The following is a 24,278-nucleotide window of genomic DNA, read 5'->3' on the forward strand; positions in this document are numbered from 1 at the left end:
GGGGTAAAAAAAAAAGGTGTATAATCAAAAAAGTTTTATCAATATAGCGTGTTTTATCTATTAATTAAAACTTGTCAAAACTTGATACCCAGGGGTGTATAAAAATTTAATTCTTCAAAATTGGGGATCGGTTAAATCACAATAAAGCTTATCTTTTATAGGTTCTATTCTGTAATTGAACACAAGTCAGATTATTAAGTGGTTTAAATACAGTCATTTAGTTTAAGGTTAGTTGGTTAATTGTGCACATTTTGAGCATAAAATATTATTATTCTATTTTTTTAATGCGTTTTACAAGGTTTCATGTGTTATTTGTATAATAAATAATATTTCTATTCTTTTGCTAGTGTTAATAAGGGTTTACAGCGTTTTTAAATGTTGTGAACCTTTTTATTTGCCCGCAATTTGCCCGTTTTTTTTCAGTTAATTTGTCCTTTTACTCAAAATTGAGGAAAGTCTATACATTCTTTATATCCATATTCAAACATTCTTTTAGGGCAATTTGTAAAACCCAATCCAACTACGGAATTAACTAGGTTATTTAACGGTTCAAATCGCATCTATATTTTACATTGTTACCAAGTAAAACTTTTAAAAGATAGACTATTATGGGATTGTTACAAAACGATATTAACAGAACTAAAATTCAGGCACACAAATTTGAAGATATAACAGATTGCAATACGTTCATGCAAAATCAAAGCAGTCGTATTATTCAATTTGAAACTTTTTATAATACAACCTTAGACAAATGTGTTTATGTGATTTTACTTAAAGTAAATATTGATAATTAAAAGATGGCACTAGATAAACATTTAAAAACACTACATAAAGCACATGATTTATTAGATAAATATCATGATACCATGATTTCTATTCTTAAGGAATTAGGTGAGAAAATAACAAATAAAGCGAGACAGTCTGCTCCTGATATTAAGGATGGAAGTTCTCATAGTTTTTTACTAGGCTATAGTGTTATTTATAAAGGGAAAGGTGTTTTTAATTATAATGAAGGTCTTGATAACTGCGACAAAATATGTAATAATATTTCTAATTATTTAGCCAGATTATGCCCTGACAACTATGGTTTAGTGATAATTAATGATGTGAACTATGTAATCTATTTCCCTTCTAAAGATTGTAAAAGTTTTAAATCACATACAGGTTTAATTACATCGGATATGATTTCCGATAATATTGTTAAAATTTAAGATCATGGGAGTAGTAAGCGGCGAAAACTCATTGTTTTTTGCTACAGGATTAGACAATTCGGGGTTAAAACAAGATTCTTTTGATGCTGTTGGTATCATACAGAGCATGGGAAGTAAAATAGCAAGCATAAATCCATTTGCAGCTTTGGCTGTAGGTGCAATTGCGGCTTTTACTGCCATATCTGTTGACGCTTATAAGTTGTCTAAAAACTTTGAGCAGGCTATGAAAGAGGTTGAAACTATTTCTGCAGCTACACAAAAAAACTTCAAAGGCATTTCTAAAGAGGTTTTCGAGCTTTCAAAAATAACACCAGATGGTCCTGAAAAATTAGCTAAAGCATATTATCAAATAGTATCTGCTGGATATGATGGGGCTAAAGGTATCAAGTTATTAGAAACGGCATCTAAAGCAGCCGTTGCGGGTGTTACAGATACTATTACAGCAGCCGATGGAATAACAACTGTATTAAATGCTTTTAACCTAGAAGCAGAGGAAGCCACAGATGTTGCCGATGTCATGTTTAAAACCGTGCAATTAGGTAAAACTACATTCTCAGAATTAGCTGCAAACCTGTCTACTGTAGCCCCGTTAGCAGCATCATCTGGTATTGGATTCGACCAAGTATCTGGTGCAATTGCATCATTAACAAAACAAGGTGTGCCAACAGCACAAGCTATGACACAAATTAGAGCTGCCATAGTTGGTGCAAATGAAGCTTTAGGGGATGGTTGGTCCAACACGCTTACATTACAAGATGCTTTTCAAAAACTATATGAAGAGGCCGGAGGTAGTCAAGTAAAGCTTCAAAAAATGGTAGGAAGTATTGAAGCTGTTTCTGGAATTCTAGGATTGGCAGGAGACAAAGCGAAAGGCGCTGCAAGCGATTTACAAGCCATGGGGGATGCTGCAGGGTCTAGTGAAGGCGCTTTTAGAAGAATGTCCTCATCAAATGTTAATCAAATAGACATCCTAAGAAATAGAATAACAGCAACTACCAAAGGTATTGGGGATGCTGTATTAAGCATGAGTAATGATATTGCAGGGGGATTAAATGATTTATTAGAACCTTTAGACGGGGTTGTTTCCGGACTAGAAGATGAGCGTTTAAATTTATTAAAATTAGAGTCTACTGTAAAGGATAGCAACACAAGTAACGAGGAACGAATTAAATTAATTCAAGAATTAAAAGAAAAATATCCTGGCTTATTATCAAACATTGATGCGGAAACTATAAGTAATGATGAGTTATCACTTTCCATAAGAAAAGTAAATGACCAACTTATTAATAAAATAATTTTAGCAAAAAAAGATGTTGAAATAAATAATCAAAACGAAAACACGGCAAAAGTAAGATTAGATGTTATAGAGAGAGAAGATGAGATTAGAAAGAACCTAGTTAAACTAGCCGAAAAAGAAGGTATTATTTTAAAAGATAATGCAACATTAATAGAACAAAGTAAAGACTTTTTACAACAAGCAGGGCGTCAAGAAGGAGGTAGGCTTATTAATCCGATCGTTGAATTTTCACATCAATTAGTGTTATTAGAGAAGTCTCAACAAATTCTAAATAGCGCTGAAAGAGAAGGAACAAAACTATATGAAGAAAAACAAAAATTAGCAGATAGACTCGGTATTACTTTAGAAGATAATTCGAAGAAAATAACCGATGAGACTAAAAAACAACTCGCTTTAATAGCTGCTATTACTAAAGAGCAGTATGTTAAAAATAATGATGTTTTAAAACAGTTTTTGAACTCAGACAATAAAGCTATTGCCGAGGCTGCCGAAAAAAGAAAAGCGTTTTTTGATTTTACCCCAAAAGGAGATCCCGAAGAAGATAACACGTTTATTGATTATCTGAAAAAGAAGGAAGAGCAGTATGATTCATACACTTTGGCTATTCTTAATAAAGATGAAGATTTAGCAAATAAGCTTAGAGATCAATACGATTTAAAAGAGGAAGATTACACAAGTTATCTTAGAGCTTTATACGCAGAGACTGAGGACCATAATAAAAAAATAAAAATATTAGAAGCTTTAAATGGAAGCTCTATTATACCAAGAGCCGAACAAGAAGTAGCTTCAGAACTTGAGCCATTACCTATTGTACTTGATATAAAAATTGACACGAATTCTATTAACGCAATAAGTGCCAAATTACAAGATTTATACAAAGAGTTCAACGAGGCGCAAACAGAAGAAGAAGCCAGAGCTGTTGCGGAACAAATAAAAATATACAAAAAGAAACTTGATGAAAAACAGGCCCTTTTAAAAGAAGAGGAAGCCTCTGAAACACAACTTACAAGACATATTTCAGACATGTCCAATATTGCGCTTAAAGCTCATATTTCGAATTTAAGGAAGCGTGTAGAGGAACATAAAAAGGCAGGAAAAGATATTAAATTTCTTGAAGATGAGATAGCGCAATCCCAAGAGCAAATTGGTAGCAATATTACCGATACTATTGGGCAAATAACTGGTGCCGTACAAGAAGCATCTTCATTATTTAGAAAGTTTGGAGACGAAGATACAGCACAATTATTAGATCAGTTGGCAGGTGTTGCAGAAGGCGCTGGAAGTATAGCCAAAGGTATTCTAACTGGAAACCCATTAGATGTAATTACTGGCGCTTTAAAAGTTCTAAATTCAGCCATAACAGTCGAGGTGGTTAGCGATACTGAAAAATTTGAAAACGCAATTAAAAAGCTAGAAAGCGCAATTGAGCAGTTAGACTATGTGATTTCAAAAAGTATAGGTCAAGATAAAGTAACCAGTAGAAAACAAGCTATTGATGATTTAAAAGCACTTGAAGAGCAAGCACAATTAGCTAAAGAAGCTGAATTAAATGCGAGAAAAGAAGTTAAATTACTAGGTATTACTGTAGGCAAAAAAGGAGCTGGGAGCGGAACAGATGCGAATAAGTTAGAAGAGCTAACCGATAAAATGGAAGAGGCTAGACGCAAAGCTGTAGAATTTCAAGAGCAGCTTAATGAGCTTTACACTGGCACAACTGAAAAAACAATTGTAGATAGTATCATAGCAGGTTTAAAAGAGGGTAAGAGATCTGTAGAAGATTTTGCAGATAACTTCAAAGAATTGATTCAAAACGCAATGCTTAATGCTTTTCAACTTAAATACCTAGATAATCAGATTGATAAGTTTTATGAAGATTTTGCTTTAGCCGGAGCAGATAGCACATATTCAATAAGCGAAATTGAAGCTCTAAAAAGCTTGTACAATCAAATCCTTAATGGTGCTCAAAGTGAGTTAGACGCTATAAACGATGTGCTTAACGGTGCTGGAATTGGTGGTATTGGAAGCGATACCTCTAATAGTGAAGCTGGTCTTGCAGGGGCTATAAGACGAGAAATAACCGAAGAAACAGGAAGCGAAATAGCAGGATTATTAAGAGGTGGATATGATTTGGCTAAACAGCATTTTGAAATCTCAATTAAACAGTACGATTCTCTAAATAACATTGTGGCATTTTCAGAACGTATTGCTGATAATACAGCAAACACCGTACTAGAGCTGCAAAACGCCATAATAGAATTAAAGAAAATAGCAGACCATACAGAACGTCATTATCTTTTAGATTTAGGATAGATGCGTATTTTAAATAAACACAGTTGACTTATGCCAGTATTAAATATTTACAGAAACAACACAATAATTGCCTCTCCAGAAATAGATGAAGGAACAAAGCTAGTACGCCGTATTATGAATGCTCAGCGTGTAACGGCTAATTTTGTAGCTAATGAGGTGCTTCCATTGGAGCTTGGTGATTATGTTACTGTGCAAGGTGAGAATTATTATTTAAACCAGTTGCCTACGGTCGATAAAACCAATGAAAACAGCTATAAATATGTAGTAGTTTTTCAAAGTATACTCTACAACCTGTATAAAAAAATGCTTATTTCTTCAGATGGATTAACCGATTTTAGCTATACAGGAACCGCAGAAGATATGCTTTTGTTAATAATAAGTAACATTAACCAAATAGAAATTGGTTGGAGTGTTGGTAATGTAGATGATACCGAAATTAAAACCATACAGTTTGCAAATGAAAGCTGTAGAACGGCACTTACTCTAATTGCATCAACATTTAACCTAGAGTTTTATTTAAATGGAAAAACTGTTTATTTAGAAGAAGCTATTGGTACCATTAGAGATTTAACATTTAAATACGGTCAAAACAGTGGTTTGTATAACATTATTAGAAAGCCAGTAGAAAGTAAAAGCCTAGTTACAAGATTATACGCTTACGGCGCTACAAAAAACCTGCCTTACACCTACAGAGACCACGCTAAACGTTTGGTTTTTGAGGAGCGTTATTTAGAAAAAAACGAAACTGTTTACGGTATTCAAGAGGGGTATTATACTAACGACGATATTTTCCCAAACCGCACGGCAACATTAACGGCCGTTAGCGATTCGTTTGGCGATGGCGAGGGGCATGTAACCGATGCCTCGTTAGACTTTAATATAAACGATTATATTACTGAAACACGACCTAAAATAGTATTTAAAAGCGGGGAATTAAGTGGCTATGAGTTCGAAGTTTGGAAGTACGACCACGACACGAAAAGCATTTATTTTAATCCATTAAAAGAGGGTGATGGTTTTGAAATTCCTAGCGAAACCAATATGCCTGCAATTGGTGATAAATACACTTTGGTTAACATAAACATGCCACCCATTTATATTATTGAGGCTGAGGACGCTTTAAAGGCCGCGGCGCAAAAGTATTTAGATAGTAATTGTACGCCAAAAAGCCTTTATTTAGTTAAGTTAGACCATAAGTTTGTAAAAACAAACGCAATTACTTTAGATGCTGGCGACCTTGTGAAAATTGAAGATGCTTACTTGGGAATAGATCAGGCCATACGCGTTAATCAAATTACTTTTCCTCTGGTTAATCCTAATAAAATTGAAGCTGTAATTGCCGACTTTATTCCGTACAGCCTTCAGGAGCAAATAACAAAAGTTACTTCTAATATTAATCGAACTATCAATAATATTAATAACACTGTAACGAATAATACAAGAGTTGTAAATAATAACACCACGGTTAACGGCGGCGAGGTTAATAAAATTAAAATTAATGGTCAGGAGTTTTGGTGGGAAAAAGCCTTTGATAATAGCGGGGCAGATTTAGAGCCTAACGATGTGATTTATGGCAACTACTGGAACCGTTACATTTTTGTAAAAAAGTGGACGTTTTTAGGCGGCATTAAAGAGCTTCGAGAGAGCTGGGACGAAATTGAAACTATAGACGAAACACCAGAGCCATGAGTAAATCGATATTTAAAAGGTTACGAGTTAGAATTTTTAAAAAGTTGAGGTTTTCTTGTTTCCTAAAAGGTCTTTTTGAACTGTTTTAGTGGATGCGAATACCATTTCTGACACGTCAATAAGTATTTCCTTTACCATTTTTTTGTTTTGATTATTTAAGGTGTACCATTCTGCAAATAATCTTCTTTTTTCTAAAAGGCGCTGACTTCTGTTCATCTTTTCAAGTTTTTGATTTAGTTTTTCTGTTTTCAGATATTTATTAAAATCTTTGTGTAACTCTATAATTAGCTGAAATTGTTTCATTAACAATTCTGGAGTTGTATTTAGATTGTATTTATCGATGTACTGTTGTGCTGATTTTTTTATCTCCATTTTAGTTAACTTTGTAATTATGAAAACTATATTTGACTTCAATCCCTCTGAAAATGAACTGAATGATTTATTTTCTAACTCGAAAATGAACAAAGACACTTATTTGAGTGAATTCGACTCGCACGCCTATAAATGGGATTTGTGTTTGCTTTTTCATATTCGTAATGATTATCAAAACTTAAATGAAACCTTAAGCAAATTAGATCCTTTAACTCGCCAAGATTTCTATAGGACTATTGAGCACACTTAGAATTTAATATCTAGCCTTCACTTGGCCAATAAATCTCACAAATACAATCATTAACACCAAAATCATATAGCTTTAATAAGCTATCCCCTTCTTTTAAAGGAATACTCTTAATCAGTTCTGGCAGGTTTTTAAATGGCCTGTATTCAAACAACCGTACTATATTTAATAACTGTTTGCTATGGTAATGATCGAAGTCAGGTAATCTTCTTTTTAGGTATTTAATAATATCTAAGTTTTTAGTGTAATACGTTTTTATATCAAAAGAAGAATTGTCTTCACAAGTGTTTGATTCAGCATTTAAATTTTCATCTAACGCGATATTTGAAATTTTTGTATTCATGATTTTAAGTTTTAATTGTGGTTATTTTTTAAAAAGCGTGTTACTTAATAAATCTATTTTGTTTGAAATTGAATCCAACTTTAAAAGAATTTCATCTATGCTATTTGAGTGCCTTAAGTCCAAATCAATATACTTTTTAAGTGCTTGTTTTAGATCTGGATAAAACCATCTATCCACAAATACGAAAGGCTCCATTTCTAAAGTCTTTTGATTTTTCTTTTCTCTAGTTTCTGAAAAGACTAAAACCCACGAGTAAAAATCTTTTTCAATTTTGTAATTTTCTGATAATTCAATTGCTTTCATAATTATAAATATTCAATTTTTATAGATCCTGATGCTATTCCATTAGATATGTTAAAAGTATTCCAGGGCTTAACCTCGAAATTATTTTCATCTTCTTTAGCTTCGAAATGCTTTAATGCTTTCTGAAGCTTATAAACCCCCCAAGCTTTTTTTAAACAAGTTGAAAATGATTCTCCTGTTCTTTTCTTTGCTGCGTGTGCTGCCTTAAAGATTTTACTTCTAAATGATTTTAATATGCTTTTCATAATTATTATACTTATTTGTTTAACTTTCTTATGCAAATATAACACATAAATATAATAACAAGCAAATTTAATTAAACTTTTTTGTGTAATATTTTGTAATTAATTATACAATTATGTTTAACTTTGATAAAAAATATAATATCATGCTTAGAATAAAACAGATTTTAAAAGATCAAGGCAAAACACAAAAGGACCTAGCTAAAGATTTAGATATGACCCCTATAGGAGTGAATAAGCTTATAAAAGGAAATCCAACTTTAGAGACGTTGCATAAAATTGCAAAGGCTTTAGGCGTTGAGGTTATCGATTTATTTGAGAAAAAAACATCAGATACGGCTAAAGTAATTTACATTAAAGAAGATGGAAAATTTAAGCCGGTAGGATGTTTGGATAAATTACAATAATGCAAGTTAGTACGATCGTAGAAGTTTTGTATCTTTGTTTTATTCTACTATGTAGCCATAGGCAGAATATTTGAACAATTAGAGAGGGTTTTATACCCTCTTTTTTTATAAGTGCACAATATGTGCACAATTCTAAAGACGGTTAAAGTGTACTTATTTAATTATCAAAGTATTATGAAGTTGTAAAGTGCGCACGAGAAGATTCGAACTTCCACATCCTAAACGGATACTGGCCCCTCAAGCCAGCGCGTCTACCAATTCCGCCACGTGCGCTTAATTTAGTGCGCAAATATACTGAAGTTTTAAGTGCTATATAAATTTGTTTAAATTTTTTTTGAAATTCTAATTTGGGCGAGCCATTTAAAATAAAGGGTTACATTTAAGTATAACAAATCGCATCCTAAATCATGTATACAATTCATATAGAAGATAGCAATGGTGTCATGCATAACTTAAATTTTGAACCCAACACCACTCAAAATTTAATGGTTTTTATAGCAGATACATTGGCAGAAGAAATTGGCGACTGTAGGGGTAGGGCTTGGTGTGGAACCTGTATGATTCAACTAATGGATGGCGATTATACAAGTGAAAAAATAGGAGACGAGCAGCTTATTTTAAATCAATTTCCAGATATTCCTAATACGCGTTTAGCCTGTCAAGTTTTTTTAAGTGTTGGTTTGCATAATACAACTTGGAAGGTTTTAGACTCGCGACAGTTTATCTAGTTTCTTAAATTATTAATTAAACAATAAAAAGCCATGGCAACCAGCTACGGCACCAGCAGTTGTTATTAAACTTAAAATTAATAAAACCCAATGCGCCATGTGCATAATATTGAATGTTTTTTCAGGGTTTTTTTCGGCATATTTTTTAAATACTTTATGAAGAAATAGAGGTTCGAATATGTAAAGAATTAAAGTAAAAAGAATCCAGACTAAAGTCATGGCATGAATCCACCAAAAACGCAGTTCTAAATACCGATGCCAACCATCTAAAACATAAAGCATATAAAAACCAGAAAGCCCCGTTAAAAGTGTTGTTATTTTAGCTTGTATGGCAAATTTACCTTCAATAGTTTCAAAAGTTTTAATTTGATCTTCTTTTGAAGTCATGCGTTTCACAGAAGGAATAATAACCGTAGTAACCATAGCAACTCCGCCAATCCATAAAATTACAGCTATAACATGAACAACTCTTGCAATAACTAATTCTTCCATAAATAAAATTTTATAGGGTGTGTAACAAAGGTAAAACAATTGTAATCATCAATCTAAGCTCCAGTCATTCATAACTAAGCTGTTCAAAACTTTCAAAATCAGTTTCATTACGTTCGTTAAATATTGCGTTTTCTTTGGTAAGAATATCTATAGGCGAATAAATCTTGTTTTTGGGTATTTTGTTCTTTACCAAAAAATCACTCATTAAATGAATCGATTCATAGCCTTGTTCAAAAGGTTTTTGAGAAATTAAAAAGGCAACTTGATCTGTTGCTAAACTTTCAATGTTTTGCTTGGTGTTATCAAAGCCTATTATTTGGAGCTTAGCTAAATAATTACTATTAATAGCGTTAGCAATAGTAGCTACCCGACTGGAAGGAACAAATACACCTTTTATTTCTTGGTGTTCCTCTAAAAACGAATTTATTTTTTTTTCAATGCTAGCATCATTATTAAAACCATCAATACTTAAGGTTAAAACTTTATTTTTAATGTTATTTTTTATGAAATAATCATTAAAACCTTCAATTCTTCTTGATATAGCATGGTAGTTTGTTAGGTTTAATCTGGCATGTACTACTAAAGTCGAGGTATTTTTGCCTAAGCTTAAATGCATTAATTTGCCAGCAACATAACCACCCATATAAGAATCTTGACCAATAAATGAGATGTTATTAAAACCATCTAAATCAATATTTAGAAACAAATACGGAATATTTAATTGCTCTAATTGATTAACAATTTGTTTTGTTTCTGTCATAAAAGTAGGAACAATTATAACAGCTGTTGGGTCAGATTTTATTAAAATATTAAATTGTTCCAAGTAGGAGCTAGGATCAAATTGATTAAAAAAATAATTTTCAACGTCAACCCCATAATTTTCAACTTCATCTTTAGCTTTTAAAATTCCTAAATATGGCGATTTCCAGAATACATTATTTGTGTCGAAGTTAGGGGTTAGGGTTAAAATTTTAAATTTGTTTTTCATGGCAAGTGCCCGTGCAACGGGATTTACCTTGAAATTATGTTTTTCTAAAATTTTTTCTACTTTTTCTTTCGTTTTTTGAGATACACCACCTCTGTCATGTAATACCCTATCTACAGTTCCTTCTGAAACTTGAGCTTCTTTTGCAATATCTTTTATTGTAATCATAAAATTATAAGAGGGGGTTGAGCCAATTGAATGTACACTTTTTAGTGCTATAGTCTTAATTAAAAATCAAATATAAAATTAAAATCCCATATTTTTGTGTGCGCACACGGTTTTTTGATTACTTTTGTTGTAGTACTATTTGTTTTTTTAAAAACACATTTCGTGTGCGTACACGAAAATAAATATAAATGTTGAATTTTAGAACTAATAAGAGATGAGTAAAGTAGTGGTTTTAACAGGAGCTGGAGGTGTATTATGCAGTACGCTAGCTAAAGCATTGGCGAAGCAAGGACATAAAATAGCCGTTTTAGATTTAAAAATAGAGGCCGCAGAACAAGTCGCAAAGGAAATTGAAGCAGAAGGCGGGACTGCAATTGGTGTTATTGCCAATGTTTTAGAAAATGAATCTTTAGAGGCCGCGAAGTCTAAAATAAATGAAGCACTAGGAAGTGTTGATATTTTAGTGAATGGTGCAGGAGGAAATCATCCTCTGGGAACCACTTCAAATCCGTTTTTACAGGAAGGTGATTTATCGAGTAGCGTAGAAGGTTTTAAAACCTTTTTCGATTTAGACCCAAAGGGCATTGAGTTTGTTTTCAATTTAAACTTTATTGGCACCTTACTACCAACGCAGGTTTTCGCTAAAGATATGGTTGGTAAAAAAGGTTGTAGCATTTTAAACATTTCGTCTATGAATGCTTTTACGCCGTTAACAAAAATACCTGCTTACAGTGGTGCGAAAGCAGCGGTTTCAAATTTCACACAATGGCTTGCAGTACATTTTTCTAAAGTTGGCATTCGTGTAAATGCGCTTGCGCCAGGGTTTTTCTTAACCGATCAAAACCGAACATTACTTACAAATACCGATGGAAGTTTAACACAACGCGGACAACAAATTATAGACCAGACACCCATGGGACGTTATGGCGAACCAGAAGACTTAATAAGCACAACGCTGTATTTGTGCGACGATGCATCGTCGTTTGTAACAGGAGTAGTTATTCCAATCGATGGCGGATTTAGCGCTTATAGCGGTGTATAAAAAAATAATAATTTAGAAGTTATGGAACAAACATGGAGATGGTACGGACCTAAAGATCCGGTAACCTTATTAGATATTAAGCAAGCAGGTGCAACAGGAATTGTATCGGCATTACATCATATTCCTAATGGTATCGTTTGGAATACAGAAGCTATTTTAGAACGTAAAAACACCATTGAACAGGCTGGATTAACATGGAGCGTAGTAGAAAGTATTCCGGTTCATGAAACGATTAAAACCCGTTCAGGCGATTTTCAAAAATACATTGAGAATTACAAACAAAGCATAAAGAATTTGGCAGCTTGTGGTATTGGTATTGTGTGTTATAACTTTATGCCAGTGCTCGATTGGACACGTACCGATTTAAATTATGAGGTTGCCGATGGGTCTAGAGCTTTGCGCTTTGATGCCACGGCTTTTGCGGCTTTCGAATTGTTTTTATTGCAACGTCCAGGGGCAGAAGCAACTTATACCGAAGCGCAACAAGCGGCTGCGAAAAAATATTTTGAAGGCATGACTGATGCCGACAAAACCCAGTTGGTAAACAATATTATAGCAGGGCTTCCTGGTGCCGAAGAGGGGTATACCTTAGAGCAATTTCAAACCGTTTTAGATACTTATGCTCATATTGATGCCAAGGTGTTAAAGGCGAATTTAGTAGCTTTTTTAAAGGAGATTATTCCTGTAGCTTCACAAAACGAGGTGCTTATGTGTATCCACCCAGACGATCCGCCGTTTCCAATTTTAGGCTTGCCACGTGTAGTAAGTACTGAAGCAGATTATGCGTATTTGTTCGAGCAAGTTCCAAACAGATCTAACGGTATTACATTTTGTACAGGGTCTTTAGGCGTTATTGCTTCTAATGATTTGGTTCAAATTTTTAAGCGTTTTGCAGACCGCGTTCATTTTATTCATTTAAGAAGTACTCAGCGTGATGCAGCAGGAAACTTTCATGAAGCCAATCATTTAGAAGGCGATGTGCCGATGGTGGATGTGGTAAAATCCATTATTTTAGAAGAACGTAACCGTAAAACAAAAGGTAAAAATGATTGGAACATCCCTATGCGTCCAGATCACGGTCACCAAATGTTAGATGATTTGAAAAAGAAAACAAATCCGGGCTATTCAGGAATTGGACGTTTAAGAGGTCTTGCTGAATTACGTGGTTTGGAATTAGGTATCTCTAAATGCATTTAAAATGAAACATATCGATTCGGAAGGATTTATAACAGATAACTTTTTGTTGAATTCTAAAGCTGCCGAGGTTTTGTACCACGAGTATGCAAAAGATATGCCTATTATTGATTACCATAATCATTTATCGGCAAAGCAAATTGCTGAAGATAATCCCATTAAAAACCTTACTGATGCTTGGTTACAAGGCGATCATTACAAATGGCGCGGTATGCGAGCAAATGGTGTTGATGAGGATTTTATTACAGGTTCAGCTTCAAAATTAGATAAGTTTAAAAAATGGGCAGAAACAGTACCTTATACTTTGAGAAACCCGTTGTTTCATTGGACACACTTAGAATTAAAACGCTATTTCGATATCGATTTGGTATTGCAATCCAGTACAGCTGAAACGATTTACCAGCAAGCCAATAAAATTTTAGAACATAAAACCCCTGCGCAACTTTTAGAGCAAATGAAAGTTGAAGTGGTTTGCACAACAGACGATCCTACAGACGATTTAGCATATCATAAACAAATTGCTAAAGCCGATTTTTTCACGAAAGTCTATCCTACATTTAGAGCTGATGCTTTGTTTTTTATTGCTGAAGATGCGTTTTTAGGATATTTGAAAAAGCTGGAAGCTGCTTCAAAAGTTTCAATAACTAATTTTTCAGAATTTATTGCTGCGATTGATTCTAGACTCAATTTCTTCAATGAAAACGGCTGCCGATTATCAGATTTTGGTGTTGGTGAAGCTTTGGTGATGGAAGATTGTACTTTAGAGGAAGCTTCAGTTATTTTCAAAAAACGATTGGATTCTAAACCTCTTTCAGCTTTAGAAATCAATAAATACAGGTCGTTTCTATTCATTTATCTAGGTAGATACTATCATAAATTAAATTGGGTTCAACAATACCACTTAGGGCCCATCAGAAATAATAACACGCGGTTAGTTGAACAAGTGGGCTTAGATGCAGGTTGCGATTCGATTGGCGATTTTCCTATGGCAGAATTTATGTCGGCACTATTTAATTCCTTAAATTCAACAAACCAATTAGCGAAAACAATCACTTATAATTTAAATCCATCGCAAAACGAAGTGTTCGCAACCATGATGGGAAATTTCCAAACAGGAGGCACGCCAGGTAAAATGCAATGGGGGTCGGGTTGGTGGTTTTTAGACCAAAAAGATGGTATGGAAAAGCAATTAAATACCTTGTCTAACATGGGCTTATTAAGTCGTTTTGTGGGCATGTTAACCGATAGTAGAAGTTTTTTATCATTCCCAAGGCACGAATATTTTAGAAGGCTATTGTGTAATGTTATTGCCGAGGATTTAAAACAGGGTTTAGTACCAAATGATATCACTTTTTTAGGAAAAATGATTCAGGATATATGTTATCATAATGCCGTAAACTATTTTAATTTTAATAACCTCCATTCAAATGATGCAAATTAAAAACAAAATTGCGTTGCTATTGCTAGTAAGCCTTTGCCTTTTATCCTGCAAAAAAGAAGACACTGTAAAAACTCTTTATTTAGGACATACATTGCCACAAACACATCCTGTACACAAAGGGATTTTAGAGTTTAAAAAGGCCTTAGAAAAAAAATCGAATGGTACACTTAGAATTAAAATTTTCCCTGATGGCCAATTGGGGTCCGAGCGTGAAGTTTTAGAATTATTGCAAATAGGAAGTGTGGCCATCACCAAAGTAAGTGCTGCAACGCTTTCTAATTTTGTTTCAGAATATCATATTTTAGGAATACCATATTTGTTTAGAGACAAACAACATCAATTTGATGTTTTAGAAGGGCCTATTGGTAAATCGATTTTAGAGAAAGGCTCTAAGTTTTGGTTACGCGGCTTGTGTTATTATGATGCTGGAAGCCGAAGCTTTTATACTAGTAAAAAAGCCATTAGAACGCCAGAAGATTTAAAAGGGCTCAAAATTAGAGTGATGAATAATCAAATGGCTATTAATATGGTAAATGCTATGGGAGGTTCTGCAACGCCGTTGTCATACGGTGAACTTTATACAGCCATTCAGCAAGGTGTTGTAGATGGCGCAGAGAATAACCCGCCTTCATTCGTATCTTCAAACCATTATGAAATTAGTAAATATTATACATTAGATCAGCATTCAGCAGTACCAGATGTTCTCTTAATCGGAACCAAATTTTGGAATACGCTTTCAGATGAAGAAAAAGTTTGGGTACAAGCAGCAGCAGATGAATCTTCACAAGCACAAAAGAAATTCTGGAACGACTCTGTTGAAGAATCTATGAAAATAGCAAAAGAAGCAGGGGTAGAGGTAATTATTCCGGATAAATCCTTGTTTGCCGAAAAATCGAAATCGGTTATTGAAGCATTTGTAAAAGAATTTCCAGAGATGGAAACTACAGTAAATAAAATACAAAATAAGTAATTATGGATAAAGCAGAGCTTGTTTTTAATAAGGTGAATAAACTTCTGGAATGGTTTTTAATAGGCGTATTTGCCCTTTTGGTATTAGATGTGCTTTTCCAAGTATTTTCCAGGTATATTTTAGGGACTTCTTTTACATGGACTGAAGAATTTGCCCGATTTTCTCTCATTTGGATGACCATCTTAGGAGCGGCTTATTTAAATGCAAAAAGAGAACACCTGTCTATGGATTTTTTATACGGTAAATTTTCGCTAAGAAATAAACGAAAAGCATCCATTTTTATAGAGGTATGCATCTTTCTTTTTGCGGCAATCGTGATGGGCATTGGCGGTGGTAATTTGGTATATATCACCTTACGTTTAGAGCAACTTTCGGGAACTTTACGTGTACCTCTTGGATACGTTTACGCTATTCTACCTTTTAGCGGGTTGTTAATTATGTGCTTTTCGGTATATCATATTATAAAAATTTATAAAAACAAAAACGCATTATGAGTATTGAAGTTTTAAGTATTATTGTTTTGTTTGGTAGTTTTTTCATTCTTTTATTGTTAAAAGTTCCTGTGGCTTATAGTATTGGAATTTCAACTACTTTAAGCCTTTTGCTAAATATTGATAGGTTGCCAGGGTTAACAACCATAGCCCAACGTATGACGACTGGTATTGATAGTTTTGCCTTATTAGCCATACCATTTTTTATTTTGGCAGGTGAAATTATGAAACAGGGTGGCATTGCCAATAGGCTTATAAATTTTGCCAAATCTTTAGTAGCGAGTTTGCCAGGTGGCCTAGCCTATGTAAATGTTTTGGCTTCCATGCTTTTTGGCGCCATTTCAGGTTCAGCTTTGGCAGCTGCTTCTGCAATAGGAAGTATCATGACCGATAGAATGGAAGATGAAGGGTATCCTAGAACCCTGAGTGCGTCTGTAAATATTACAGCATCGACAACTGGATTATTAATTCCGCCAAGTAATATTTTAATTGTTTATGCCTTGGCAAGTGGAGGTACCGCTTCTGTAGCGGCTTTATTTATTGCGGGTTATTTACCAGGAATTTTATTAGGTTTTGCCATTATGGGTTATGTGGCATTTATAGCCATTACTAGAGGTTATGCCAAAGGTAAACGGGCTACTTTAAAGGAAGTTTGGACTTATTTTAGAAAAGCTTTTTTTAGTTTGTTACTATTGGTTATCGTGGTAGGTGGTATTGTAGCTGGTGTTTTTACAGCAACCGAAGCCTCTGTAATCGCAGTTTTATACGCAGCCATTTTGGCTTTAGTTTATGGCGATATGAAAACTAAAGATTTTCCTAAAATACTGCTGTCTAGCGCAAAAACTACAGCTGTGGTTATGTTTCTAATTTGTACCTCAATGGCGATGTCTTGGTTGTTTTCTTTTGAAAGTATTCCAGATATGATTAGTTCGTTTTTACTAGACCAGCTAAGTAATAAATTTGCCATCTTTTTAGCCATTAACATTATTTTACTCATTATTGGTACGTTTATGGATATGACGCCTGCCGTACTAATTTTTACGCCTATTTTTTTGCCAGTAGTTACTACTTTAGGAATGGATCCTGTGCATTTTGGTATTGTAATCGTATTAAATTTATGTATTGGTATTTGTACGCCACCAGTAGGCACATTACTTTTTGTGGGCAGTAGTGTAGCCAAAATTTCTGTAACACAGGTGATTAAGCCTTTGTTGCCATTTTTAGCAATAATGGTTGCCGTTTTAATGCTAATATCTTATATCCCTGAAATATCTCTGTTTCTACCTAGATTATTTGGGTTGTAAATTATACTAGCTTAAAAATATAGAAAATATAAAGGCTTAAAGTTCAGTTGAACTTTGAGCCTTTTATTGTTTTAGGCTATTATCGATTTAATTAAAAGTCACTTTTAACGGCGAATTAACTTTAAGCGAAAACTCTTGAAGGTAGTTCTCCCAAGCTGATTTTGTAGGATATATTCTTCTAGTCATTGAAACTTATCCTTTATTTATCCGTATTTAAGACGATTGGCACCCCAATTATAAATGGAGTGACACAGATTTGACACACGCTTTTAAATGAAAATACCGAAACCCTTTTGTTTAGAAAGTGTTTCGGTATTATTGTAGCGAGAGCGGGGCACGATCCCGCGACCTCCGGGTTATGAATCCGACGCTCTAACCAGCTGAGCTACCTCGCCATAATTTGAGGCTGCAAATATATAAACATTATTAATGTTACCAAACAGAACTGAAAAAAAATAATATTAAATTTTATACCCTCACTTATCAATTTATGTATATATTGGCAGATATAAATTTCAAAAGTACTTATGGACGACAAAATTAGATTTGATATTGAATTTCCTATACACGCTTCCCCTCAATTATTATATCAATATATATCTACACCTTCTGGTTTGTCAGAATGGTTTTCGGATAATGTAAACTCTCGAGGCGAGATGTTTACTTTTATTTGGGACGGCAGTGAAGAAAAAGCTAAACTTTTAAATAAAAAAAGCGGCGAACGCGTAAAATTTAGGTGGTTAGAAGACGTAGAAGACGAGTTAAGTTATTACTTTGAAATTAGAATACAAGTGGATGAAATCACTAAAGATGTGTCTTTAATTATTACAGACTTTGCTGAAGATGATGAAATCGATGAATCAAAAATGCTTTGGACCAATCAAATTTCTAGTTTAAAGCAAGTATTAGGTTCTGCTTAATTACAAATAGCATATTTTAAATTATATTTGTCCCGCTTACAAAATAATGCTGTAAGCGGGCTTTTTTATGACAAATTTTAACGGAACACTTTTAGACGGAAACGCATTTTTATCAATCAAAAATAGGGGGTATGCTTATGGTGATGCCCTTTTTGAAACGATTAAATCAAGCGGCGGAAAAATTTTATTTTGGGAAGATCATTATTTCAGGTTAATGGCTTCCATGCGAATAATGCGTATGGAAATTCCTATGAATTTTACCATGGAGTTTCTTGAAAGTGAAATTCTAAAAACCTTAGAAGCTAATAATTTGGCTAAGGAGTCTGCCCGTGTAAAATTAATGGTGCATAGAAATGAAGGGGGCTTATACACGCCTAGCACAAATCATGTAAGTTTTGTGATTTCTGTAAATTCAATTCAAGAAAACTTTTACGCTATTCAGGATGAGTTTTACGAAGTCGATTTGTTTAAAGACTACTATGTGTCACCAAGTTTATTATCTACCCTAAAAACCAATAATAAAGCCTTAAACGTCGTTGGAAGTATATATGCTAAAGAAAATAGCTTAAACAACTGTTTACTTCTCAACACAAACAAGCAGGTTGTTGAGGCTTTAAATGGAAATGTTTTTTTAGTAAAAGGAAACACGATTAAAACGCCGCCTTTAAGTGATGGCGGATTAAAAGGCGTGATGCGTACGCAACTTATAAATATTATTAAAACGGTTGCAGAATATGAATTGGTAGAAGAATCAATTTCGCCTTTCGAACTTCAAAAAGCAGACGAAATATTTATAACAAACGTTATGGTAGGAATACAGCCAGTAAGTAAATACAGGAAAAAAAGCTACACCAACGATGTTGCAAAAACATTGCTTCAAAAGTTAAATGTAAAAATACGCTTAGCTTAATTGTAACTAGGGTTTTCGGGGGCATTAGACCAAATGCTATATTCGCCACCAAATTCTAGCATTTTTTCTTTCCAGAAAGAAGCGTAGTCTTTTTCTATGATGCTGTTTTTATAAACATTATCTGAAACCACCCAAGAATTCGCTTTTAATTCGTTTTCTAATTGATTGGTATCCCATCCAGAATAACCAAGGAAAAAACGAATATCATTTTCGTTAATGGTGTTTTCTTTAATAAGTTCAGCTACACGATTAAAATCGCCACCCCAATAAATTCCTAAAGAAATTTCAATACTATTTGGTATCAATTGTGGGATTTTATGAATAAAGTATAAATTATCCTGTTCTACAGGACCACCGTTGTACACTTTAAAGGTGGCTTCCAATTCTGGAATTAATTCATTTATAGTATAGTCTAATGGTTTATTTAATATAAATCCTATAGAGCCTTCATCAGAATGGTCAGCTAGCAAGACTATAGAACGGTTAAAAGAAACGTCTCCAATAATTGCTGGTTCAGCAATTAGTAAATCTCCCTTTTTGGGCTTTATTGTAACCATATGTCGAGGAATTAGTAACTAAATCTAATATTTATTTATTAAAAAAGCAACTCTTTTGGGTATATATCAAAAAAAGCCCCCAATATTGGAGGCTTTTTGTATTATTTAGGAGTAAATAATTAGTTTACTGCGTTTGATAAATCAGAACCAGCTTTAAACTTTACAATGTTTTTAGCTGCAATTTTGATAGTTGCTCCTGTTTGTGGGTTTCTTCCATCTCTAGCAGCTCTGTTAGAAACTGACCAAGATCCGAATCCTACTAAAGAAACTCTGTTACCTTTTTTTAAAGCTCCTTCAATTTCTGTTAACGCACATTCTAAAGCCTTTTTTGCAGCTGCTTTAGTAATTCCTGCGTGTTCTGCCATTGCGTCGATTAAATCTGTTTTGTTCATAATGTATAATTTATTTATTGTTAAAAGTTGGTAAAACGTAATTGTTAAATCCATTACAAATTTATACGGATTATGCAACCATGCAAGTAACAGCAAGGGAAATACCTAGTTTTGTTAATAACTTAATACATTTGTTAATAAAGGCAGTGCATTTTATCGGATTTTTTAAAATATCAATGGCAATAAGGGTTTACAGCACTTTGGCATTTTCTTCAAAAGTATACCCGTTTAAAAGTGATTTTATGTCCATGGCACGTTTCCCTGGAAGCTTTATTTCTTTCAAAATGATGTAACCTCCTGTAACTGCAACTTTTAGTTCTTTTTTAGTTGAAAGTAATGTTCCAATAGGGGTATTGTGTTCAATTAATTCCTTTTCGGTGGCATAAATTTTTATATCTAATCGGTCTTCACCATTTATTAATGTGCACCATGCTGCAGGATACGGACTTAAACCGCGAATTTGATTATATATATGGTCTATGGAAGTGTTCCAGTTAATTTTACAATTGTCCTTATCGAGTTTATAGGCAGTCTTAATATCGGTAGAATCTTTCTGTGGAATGGTTTTTACAGGACCACTTTCAATTGATTTAACGGTTTTTAAAACTAAAGCGCTTCCTATGTTCATCAATTTATCGTGAAGGCTTCCTGCATTCTCATTAGCTTCAATAGGAAGTTCTTCTTGAAGAATCATGTCGCCCGTATCAATTTCTTCATCAATAAAAAAGGTAGAAACCCCTGTTTTTGATTCACCATTTATAATGGCCCAATTTATTGGTGCCGCTCCACGGTAGTTTGGCAATAGGGAAGCGTGTAGGTTAAAGGTGCCATATTCTGGCATTTTCCAAACCACTTTTGGTAACATTCTAAAAGCCACCACAATTTGTAGATTGGCATTTAAACTTTTTAATTCTTCTAAAAAATCGTCGTTTTTTAAGTTGGTAGGCTGTAAAACGCGTAGGTTTTTAGAAACCGCATATTTTTTTACAGCACTTTCATTTAACTTTCTACCACGACCAGCTGGTTTGTCTGGTGCAGTAATTACGCCTACTATATTATAGTTGTTTTCTACTAAAGTTTGTAAAGTGGCTACCGCAAAATCGGGAGTGCCCATAAATACGATTCTTAAATCTTTCATCTGTTGATGTCTTTATTTTTTTATTTATGAATGTGTTTTTTGAAGTAAATGTGTCAATTCTAGTGAATTTCATTCATTGTTAGGATTGAAATGATTATAGAGAATAAAATTTTTCAATACTAATTCGAACCGAAATTTATTTTTTCAAAATGCATAATAATTCAAAAGGTGTTTTTAAAACTTTATAAATGACTTAATTTATATGTGTTATTTGATGTAATAGCTATAATGTCATGCTCCAAAAGTAATTTTAATACAGTTTTCAGCTCGTTTTCAGAGCAGTTTATTTTTTCTAAAAGGGTTCTAGAATTGTAAGCTCCTGTTTCTAAAACTTCAATAACTTGTCGTTTTATACTAGTAATATCTAGAGGTGCTTCCTTTTTTTTCTGATTGATGCAAACCGAACATATTTTGCAAGCTTCAACATCTGTTTCTCCAAAATAGGAGAGCAGCTGAATGCTTTTGCAAACCGAATCATTTTCAATATAATCCAGCATGGCTTGTACTTGATTTTGTTTCAGCTTATTTTGTTGTTTAATAATTGGCGCAATTCTATTTATCGTTTTTTCATCTTCTCTAGGTGCTATAAAAGTGACTTGTGCATCGGTTTTAGCTAAGTTTAAAGTAATGATTTCATCTTCTTCTAATTGTTGTAAAGTATGGATTAGTTCACCTTCTGAAACGGATGCTTTTTGTGCTACTTTAGGTAAATCTATTTTTGTTAGATGATCGAAAATACCGCCATACATGCGTAACATCGATTTTACAATAATCCCAAAAGATTGATGCGTATTTAAATAATTAAAAAGTGCATTATTCGAAATTATAACCTGGATGGTGACTTTGTTTTTAAATTGCTTCGAAAGCGTAATCACACTATTCCTGTCTAAAAAAAGCAGGGCATTATAGCATAATATAGCAGGGAATTGATAGGTTTTACTGAAGCTGTTAAAATCGAAATCGAAGGTTTGGTATGCGCCTTCGCCATAAGAAATTTGAAAATAACTGCACAATTTTCGGTACACCTGTTTTATAAAATCTACCGTAGGTAAAACGTTTAAAAACTGATTTATAACCAATTCCTTATCACTATTATTCTTTAAAATTACAGCAAAAGCTTTGTCGCCATTACGTCCGGCACGACCAGCTTCTTGAAAATAACTTTCTATGCTTTCTGGTAAATTTAAGTGAATCACGGTTTTAACATCGGGCTTGTCTATTCCCATACCAAAGGCATTTGTCGCGACCATAACTTGGTTTTGGTTTTGCAACCAAGCCGTCATGTTTTTATCTTTTTCATCGTTTGATAAACCACCGTGATAAAAAGTAGCACTAATGTTTCTCGATTTTAAAAACGCCGAAATATCTAAAGTCGATTTTCTATTTCTAACATAAATAATTGAAGATGCTGGATTCTTTTTTAAAATGGTTTCTAGTCTGTAATGTTTGTCATCTTCATGAAAAACCATGTAGGCTAAATTGCTTCTTTCAAAAGAGTTTTTAAATATTTTAGGCTGAATAAAATCGAGCTCCTTAACAATATCATCAACAACCTCTGGCTTTGCCGATGCGGTTAAAGCCACCACATTTGCTGAAGGTTTTAGTTGACGAAGCAATGCAATATTTTTATAAGCCGGTCTAAAATCACTGCCCCATTGCGAGATACAGTGGGCTTCATCAACCGCAATTAAATTCACATTCATTAACCGAATACGATCTTGAACCAATTCCTGCTGTAAACGTTCTGGCGAAATATATAAAAACTTGTAATTGCCGTAAATACAGTTGTCTAGCATAGTATCCAACTGGCTGTAGCTTATACCACTGGTTAAGGCCATGGCTTTAATGCCTTTATCGTTTAAGGCCTGAACTTGGTCTTTCATTAAAGCAATTAAGGGGGAAATAACGATGCAAATCCCGTCTTTTGCCAAAGCTGGAATTTGAAAACATAAGGATTTTCCACCACCTGTTGGTAATAACACAAAAGTGTCTTCGCCTTCAATAACCGCATTTATTATGGCTTCTTGTTCGGGTCTGAAACTTGTGAAATTCCAATAGCGTTCTAATATGTTAATAGGATGATCCATATTAGAGCTGACAGGTTTTTAAAATGAAATTTGTGCGATTTTCAGGAGTATCAAAAGGCACATCAATTAAGTTATAGTTGTATGATGTGTAGGTTTTAATTAGAAATTGATGTATTTCTTCAGCTTGATTAAAATTCTCGTAACGCTCATTATCACTAGTGTAAATAGCTTTCCAAGGTTTTAAAATAAAAACGATATCGTATGTTGTTTTTTTACAAGCCTCGGTGAATTCTTTGGGATAAGCATCGCCTATATAATCCATATAAGCCAAAACATCGTGAACACCTCTGTCAAAAAAAACGGGTTTATTTTTTAGGTTTTCGGCAGCTTTAAATTGCTCTAAACGCCCGTTTAATAGCATATCGCTAAAAAGTAGGGGATTGGTTAAAAAAAGCTGATCGATGCCTTTTTCTTGGGCTTCAATAATAACCTGACGCGAAATTTCTTCCATGCAGGTAAAACCTTTTTTTATTAATGAGTTAATTAAAGTCGATTTTCCTGTTCCTGGACCACCCGTAATAAGAATCTTTTTTGAGTTCAAATCATCCATATTTGCTGTAAAAATCGGAATTTAACAGCGATAAAAAAAATAGAAAGACCATCAACATGATTATAAATTACATTATCTTGAATTGATTTTGATATATTGGTACTTTTCAGGATACGAAACTGTATTATTGAAAAGATGAAATTGTATATTTGTACTAGAAAAAACACATTATGAGCATACCTCCGAATTCAGAAGAATTTTACGAAAAATTAAAAGAACAATTATACGATACAACCCATTGGCCATCGGAATACTTATATAAATTTATAGTGCTTTCAGATAAAGAAAGAATTACGAAATTAGAGGATATTTTCGATAATTTAGGCGCTGTAATAGAGACAAAAGAATCTGCAAAAGGAAAATATACAAGCGTATCTATTAACGTGAATATGAAATCTCCAGAAGCTGTTATCGAAAAGTATAAAGAAGTGGCAGAAAAGATTGAAGGTGTTATAAGTCTTTAGTTTTTTTTTGTATTTTGCGCATGC

27 protein-coding genes and 2 tRNA genes are annotated in these 24,278 nt (G+C 33.6%); 16 read left to right on the top strand and 13 right to left on the bottom strand.

The features are described 5' to 3' along the window. Window positions 1-608: 608 nt before the first annotated feature. Genes H6X70_RS11595 through H6X70_RS11610 form a run of 4 tightly spaced genes read left to right on the top strand, consistent with a single transcriptional unit; the run spans window position 609 to window position 6,507 of the window. Entirely contained in the window at window positions 609-794 is a 186-nt protein-coding gene (locus tag H6X70_RS11595) for a hypothetical protein (RefSeq protein ID WP_194767860.1), read from the top strand. A gap of 3 nt (window positions 795-797) precedes the next feature. After that, window positions 798-1,211 (top strand): hypothetical protein, encoded by a 414-nt coding sequence (locus H6X70_RS11600; protein ID WP_194767861.1) that lies wholly within the window; start codon window positions 798-800, stop codon window positions 1,209-1,211. Between the two features lie 4 nt (window positions 1,212-1,215). Then, entirely contained in the window at window positions 1,216-4,818 is a 3,603-nt protein-coding gene (locus tag H6X70_RS11605; protein WP_194767862.1) for a phage tail tape measure protein, read from the top strand. 30 nt (window positions 4,819-4,848) lie between these two features. Next, window positions 4,849-6,507, top strand: coding sequence for a phage tail protein (locus H6X70_RS11610; protein ID WP_194767863.1), 1,659 nt, complete (start codon window positions 4,849-4,851; stop codon window positions 6,505-6,507). A 36-nt stretch (window positions 6,508-6,543) separates the two neighbouring features. On the opposite strand, the gene H6X70_RS11615 is transcribed toward H6X70_RS11610, so the two are convergent. Further along, the gene (locus H6X70_RS11615; RefSeq protein WP_194767864.1) at window positions 6,544-6,879 is read right to left on the bottom strand and encodes a hypothetical protein; all 336 of its coding nucleotides are present in this window, start codon (window positions 6,877-6,879) and stop codon (window positions 6,544-6,546) included. 19 nt (window positions 6,880-6,898) lie between these two features. On the opposite strand from H6X70_RS11615, the gene H6X70_RS11620 reads away from it, so the two are divergent. Then, complete coding sequence (locus H6X70_RS11620; protein WP_194767865.1) at window positions 6,899-7,129, top strand: hypothetical protein; 231 nt, start codon at window positions 6,899-6,901, stop codon at window positions 7,127-7,129. Between the two features lie 10 nt (window positions 7,130-7,139). Here the strand turns inward: H6X70_RS11620 and H6X70_RS11625 are convergent, their stop codons facing one another. From H6X70_RS11625 to H6X70_RS11635, 3 genes are read right to left on the bottom strand one after another with little or no spacing between them, the layout of a single operon-like run. Further along, on the bottom strand, window positions 7,140-7,469 hold the full coding sequence (locus H6X70_RS11625) for a hypothetical protein (RefSeq protein ID WP_194767866.1): 330 nt from the start codon (window positions 7,467-7,469) through the stop codon (window positions 7,140-7,142). A gap of 21 nt (window positions 7,470-7,490) precedes the next feature. After that, complete coding sequence (locus H6X70_RS11630; protein ID WP_194767867.1) at window positions 7,491-7,772, bottom strand: hypothetical protein; 282 nt, start codon at window positions 7,770-7,772, stop codon at window positions 7,491-7,493. 2 nt (window positions 7,773-7,774) lie between these two features. After that, window positions 7,775-8,017: a hypothetical protein gene (locus H6X70_RS11635; protein ID WP_194767868.1), complete on the bottom strand. Its 243-nt coding sequence runs from the start codon at window positions 8,015-8,017 to the stop codon at window positions 7,775-7,777. 143 nt (window positions 8,018-8,160) lie between these two features. On the opposite strand from H6X70_RS11635, the gene H6X70_RS11640 reads away from it, so the two are divergent. Beyond that, window positions 8,161-8,421 (top strand): helix-turn-helix domain-containing protein, encoded by a 261-nt coding sequence (locus H6X70_RS11640; RefSeq protein ID WP_194767869.1) that lies wholly within the window; start codon window positions 8,161-8,163, stop codon window positions 8,419-8,421. A 188-nt stretch (window positions 8,422-8,609) separates the two neighbouring features. On the opposite strand, the gene H6X70_RS11645 is transcribed toward H6X70_RS11640, so the two are convergent. Then, window positions 8,610-8,694 (bottom strand) — tRNA-Leu (locus tag H6X70_RS11645). A gap of 134 nt (window positions 8,695-8,828) precedes the next feature. Here H6X70_RS11645 and H6X70_RS11650 point away from each other — a divergent pair. After that, complete coding sequence (locus tag H6X70_RS11650; RefSeq protein WP_194767870.1) at window positions 8,829-9,149, top strand: 2Fe-2S iron-sulfur cluster-binding protein; 321 nt, start codon at window positions 8,829-8,831, stop codon at window positions 9,147-9,149. Window positions 9,150-9,161: 12 nt separating this feature from the next. Here H6X70_RS11650 and H6X70_RS11655 read toward each other — a convergent pair whose 3' ends face one another. Further along, window positions 9,162-9,641 (bottom strand): hypothetical protein, encoded by a 480-nt coding sequence (locus tag H6X70_RS11655; protein ID WP_194767871.1) that lies wholly within the window; start codon window positions 9,639-9,641, stop codon window positions 9,162-9,164. A gap of 64 nt (window positions 9,642-9,705) precedes the next feature. Continuing rightward, complete coding sequence (locus H6X70_RS11660) at window positions 9,706-10,794, bottom strand: LacI family DNA-binding transcriptional regulator (protein ID WP_194767872.1); 1,089 nt, start codon at window positions 10,792-10,794, stop codon at window positions 9,706-9,708. A 214-nt stretch (window positions 10,795-11,008) separates the two neighbouring features. Between H6X70_RS11660 and H6X70_RS11665 the strand changes: the two genes are divergently transcribed. From H6X70_RS11665 to H6X70_RS11690, 6 genes are read left to right on the top strand one after another with little or no spacing between them, the layout of a single operon-like run. Further along, entirely contained in the window at window positions 11,009-11,836 is an 828-nt protein-coding gene (locus H6X70_RS11665; RefSeq protein WP_194767873.1) for an SDR family oxidoreductase, read from the top strand. A gap of 21 nt (window positions 11,837-11,857) precedes the next feature. After that, the gene (gene uxuA, locus H6X70_RS11670) at window positions 11,858-13,033 is read left to right on the top strand and encodes a mannonate dehydratase (protein ID WP_194767874.1); all 1,176 of its coding nucleotides are present in this window, start codon (window positions 11,858-11,860) and stop codon (window positions 13,031-13,033) included. Between the two features lies 1 nt (window position 13,034). Further along, complete coding sequence (uxaC, locus tag H6X70_RS11675; protein WP_102996294.1) at window positions 13,035-14,471, top strand: glucuronate isomerase; 1,437 nt, start codon at window positions 13,035-13,037, stop codon at window positions 14,469-14,471. Continuing rightward, window positions 14,458-15,441, top strand: coding sequence for a TRAP transporter substrate-binding protein (locus H6X70_RS11680; protein WP_102996295.1), 984 nt, complete (start codon window positions 14,458-14,460; stop codon window positions 15,439-15,441). Before uxaC ends, H6X70_RS11680 begins: the two co-directional genes overlap by 14 nt. A gap of 2 nt (window positions 15,442-15,443) precedes the next feature. After that, window positions 15,444-15,935, top strand: coding sequence for a TRAP transporter small permease (locus tag H6X70_RS11685; RefSeq protein WP_102996296.1), 492 nt, complete (start codon window positions 15,444-15,446; stop codon window positions 15,933-15,935). Then, window positions 15,932-17,236 carry a TRAP transporter large permease gene (locus H6X70_RS11690; RefSeq protein ID WP_199287709.1) on the top strand — a complete coding sequence of 435 codons (1,305 nt, stop codon included), beginning with the start codon at window positions 15,932-15,934 and terminating at the stop codon, window positions 17,234-17,236. Before H6X70_RS11685 ends, H6X70_RS11690 begins: the two co-directional genes overlap by 4 nt. 321 nt (window positions 17,237-17,557) lie before the next feature. Here the strand turns inward: H6X70_RS11690 and H6X70_RS11695 are convergent. Next, a tRNA-Met gene (locus H6X70_RS11695) sits at window positions 17,558-17,631 on the bottom strand. A 132-nt stretch (window positions 17,632-17,763) separates the two neighbouring features. Here H6X70_RS11695 and H6X70_RS11700 point away from each other — a divergent pair. Together H6X70_RS11700 and H6X70_RS11705 are read left to right on the top strand one after the other, a co-directional pair. Then, complete coding sequence (locus H6X70_RS11700; protein ID WP_194767875.1) at window positions 17,764-18,156, top strand: START-like domain-containing protein; 393 nt, start codon at window positions 17,764-17,766, stop codon at window positions 18,154-18,156. Between the two features lie 67 nt (window positions 18,157-18,223). Next, the gene (locus H6X70_RS11705; RefSeq protein WP_194767876.1) at window positions 18,224-19,066 is read left to right on the top strand and encodes an aminotransferase class IV; all 843 of its coding nucleotides are present in this window, start codon (window positions 18,224-18,226) and stop codon (window positions 19,064-19,066) included. On the opposite strand, the gene H6X70_RS11710 is transcribed toward H6X70_RS11705, so the two are convergent. The 5 genes from H6X70_RS11710 to H6X70_RS11730 form a co-directional block, all read right to left on the bottom strand. Then, window positions 19,063-19,623, bottom strand: a complete 561-nt coding sequence (locus H6X70_RS11710; protein WP_194767877.1) for a YqgE/AlgH family protein — start codon at window positions 19,621-19,623, stop codon at window positions 19,063-19,065. The two genes, H6X70_RS11705 and H6X70_RS11710, sit on opposite strands and share 4 nt — an antisense overlap. A gap of 119 nt (window positions 19,624-19,742) precedes the next feature. After that, window positions 19,743-20,015 carry an HU family DNA-binding protein gene (locus H6X70_RS11715; RefSeq protein ID WP_194767878.1) on the bottom strand — a complete coding sequence of 91 codons (273 nt, stop codon included), beginning with the start codon at window positions 20,013-20,015 and terminating at the stop codon, window positions 19,743-19,745. A 190-nt stretch (window positions 20,016-20,205) separates the two neighbouring features. Next, window positions 20,206-21,153: a methionyl-tRNA formyltransferase gene (gene fmt, locus H6X70_RS11720; RefSeq protein WP_194767879.1), complete on the bottom strand. Its 948-nt coding sequence runs from the start codon at window positions 21,151-21,153 to the stop codon at window positions 20,206-20,208. Between the two features lie 182 nt (window positions 21,154-21,335). Continuing rightward, entirely contained in the window at window positions 21,336-23,240 is a 1,905-nt protein-coding gene (locus H6X70_RS11725; RefSeq protein WP_194767880.1) for an ATP-dependent DNA helicase RecQ, read from the bottom strand. Window position 23,241: 1 nt separating this feature from the next. After that, window positions 23,242-23,781: an AAA family ATPase gene (locus H6X70_RS11730; protein ID WP_194767881.1), complete on the bottom strand. Its 540-nt coding sequence runs from the start codon at window positions 23,779-23,781 to the stop codon at window positions 23,242-23,244. Window positions 23,782-23,960: 179 nt separating this feature from the next. On the opposite strand from H6X70_RS11730, the gene H6X70_RS11735 reads away from it, so the two are divergent. Further along, window positions 23,961-24,254, top strand: coding sequence for a DUF493 family protein (locus tag H6X70_RS11735; RefSeq protein ID WP_194767882.1), 294 nt, complete (start codon window positions 23,961-23,963; stop codon window positions 24,252-24,254). Window positions 24,255-24,278: the final 24 nt, after the last annotated feature.

Origin of the sequence: Tamlana sp. I1, from assembly GCF_015355625.1 — a bacterium.
Lineage (GTDB): Bacteria > Bacteroidota > Bacteroidia > Flavobacteriales > Flavobacteriaceae > Pseudotamlana.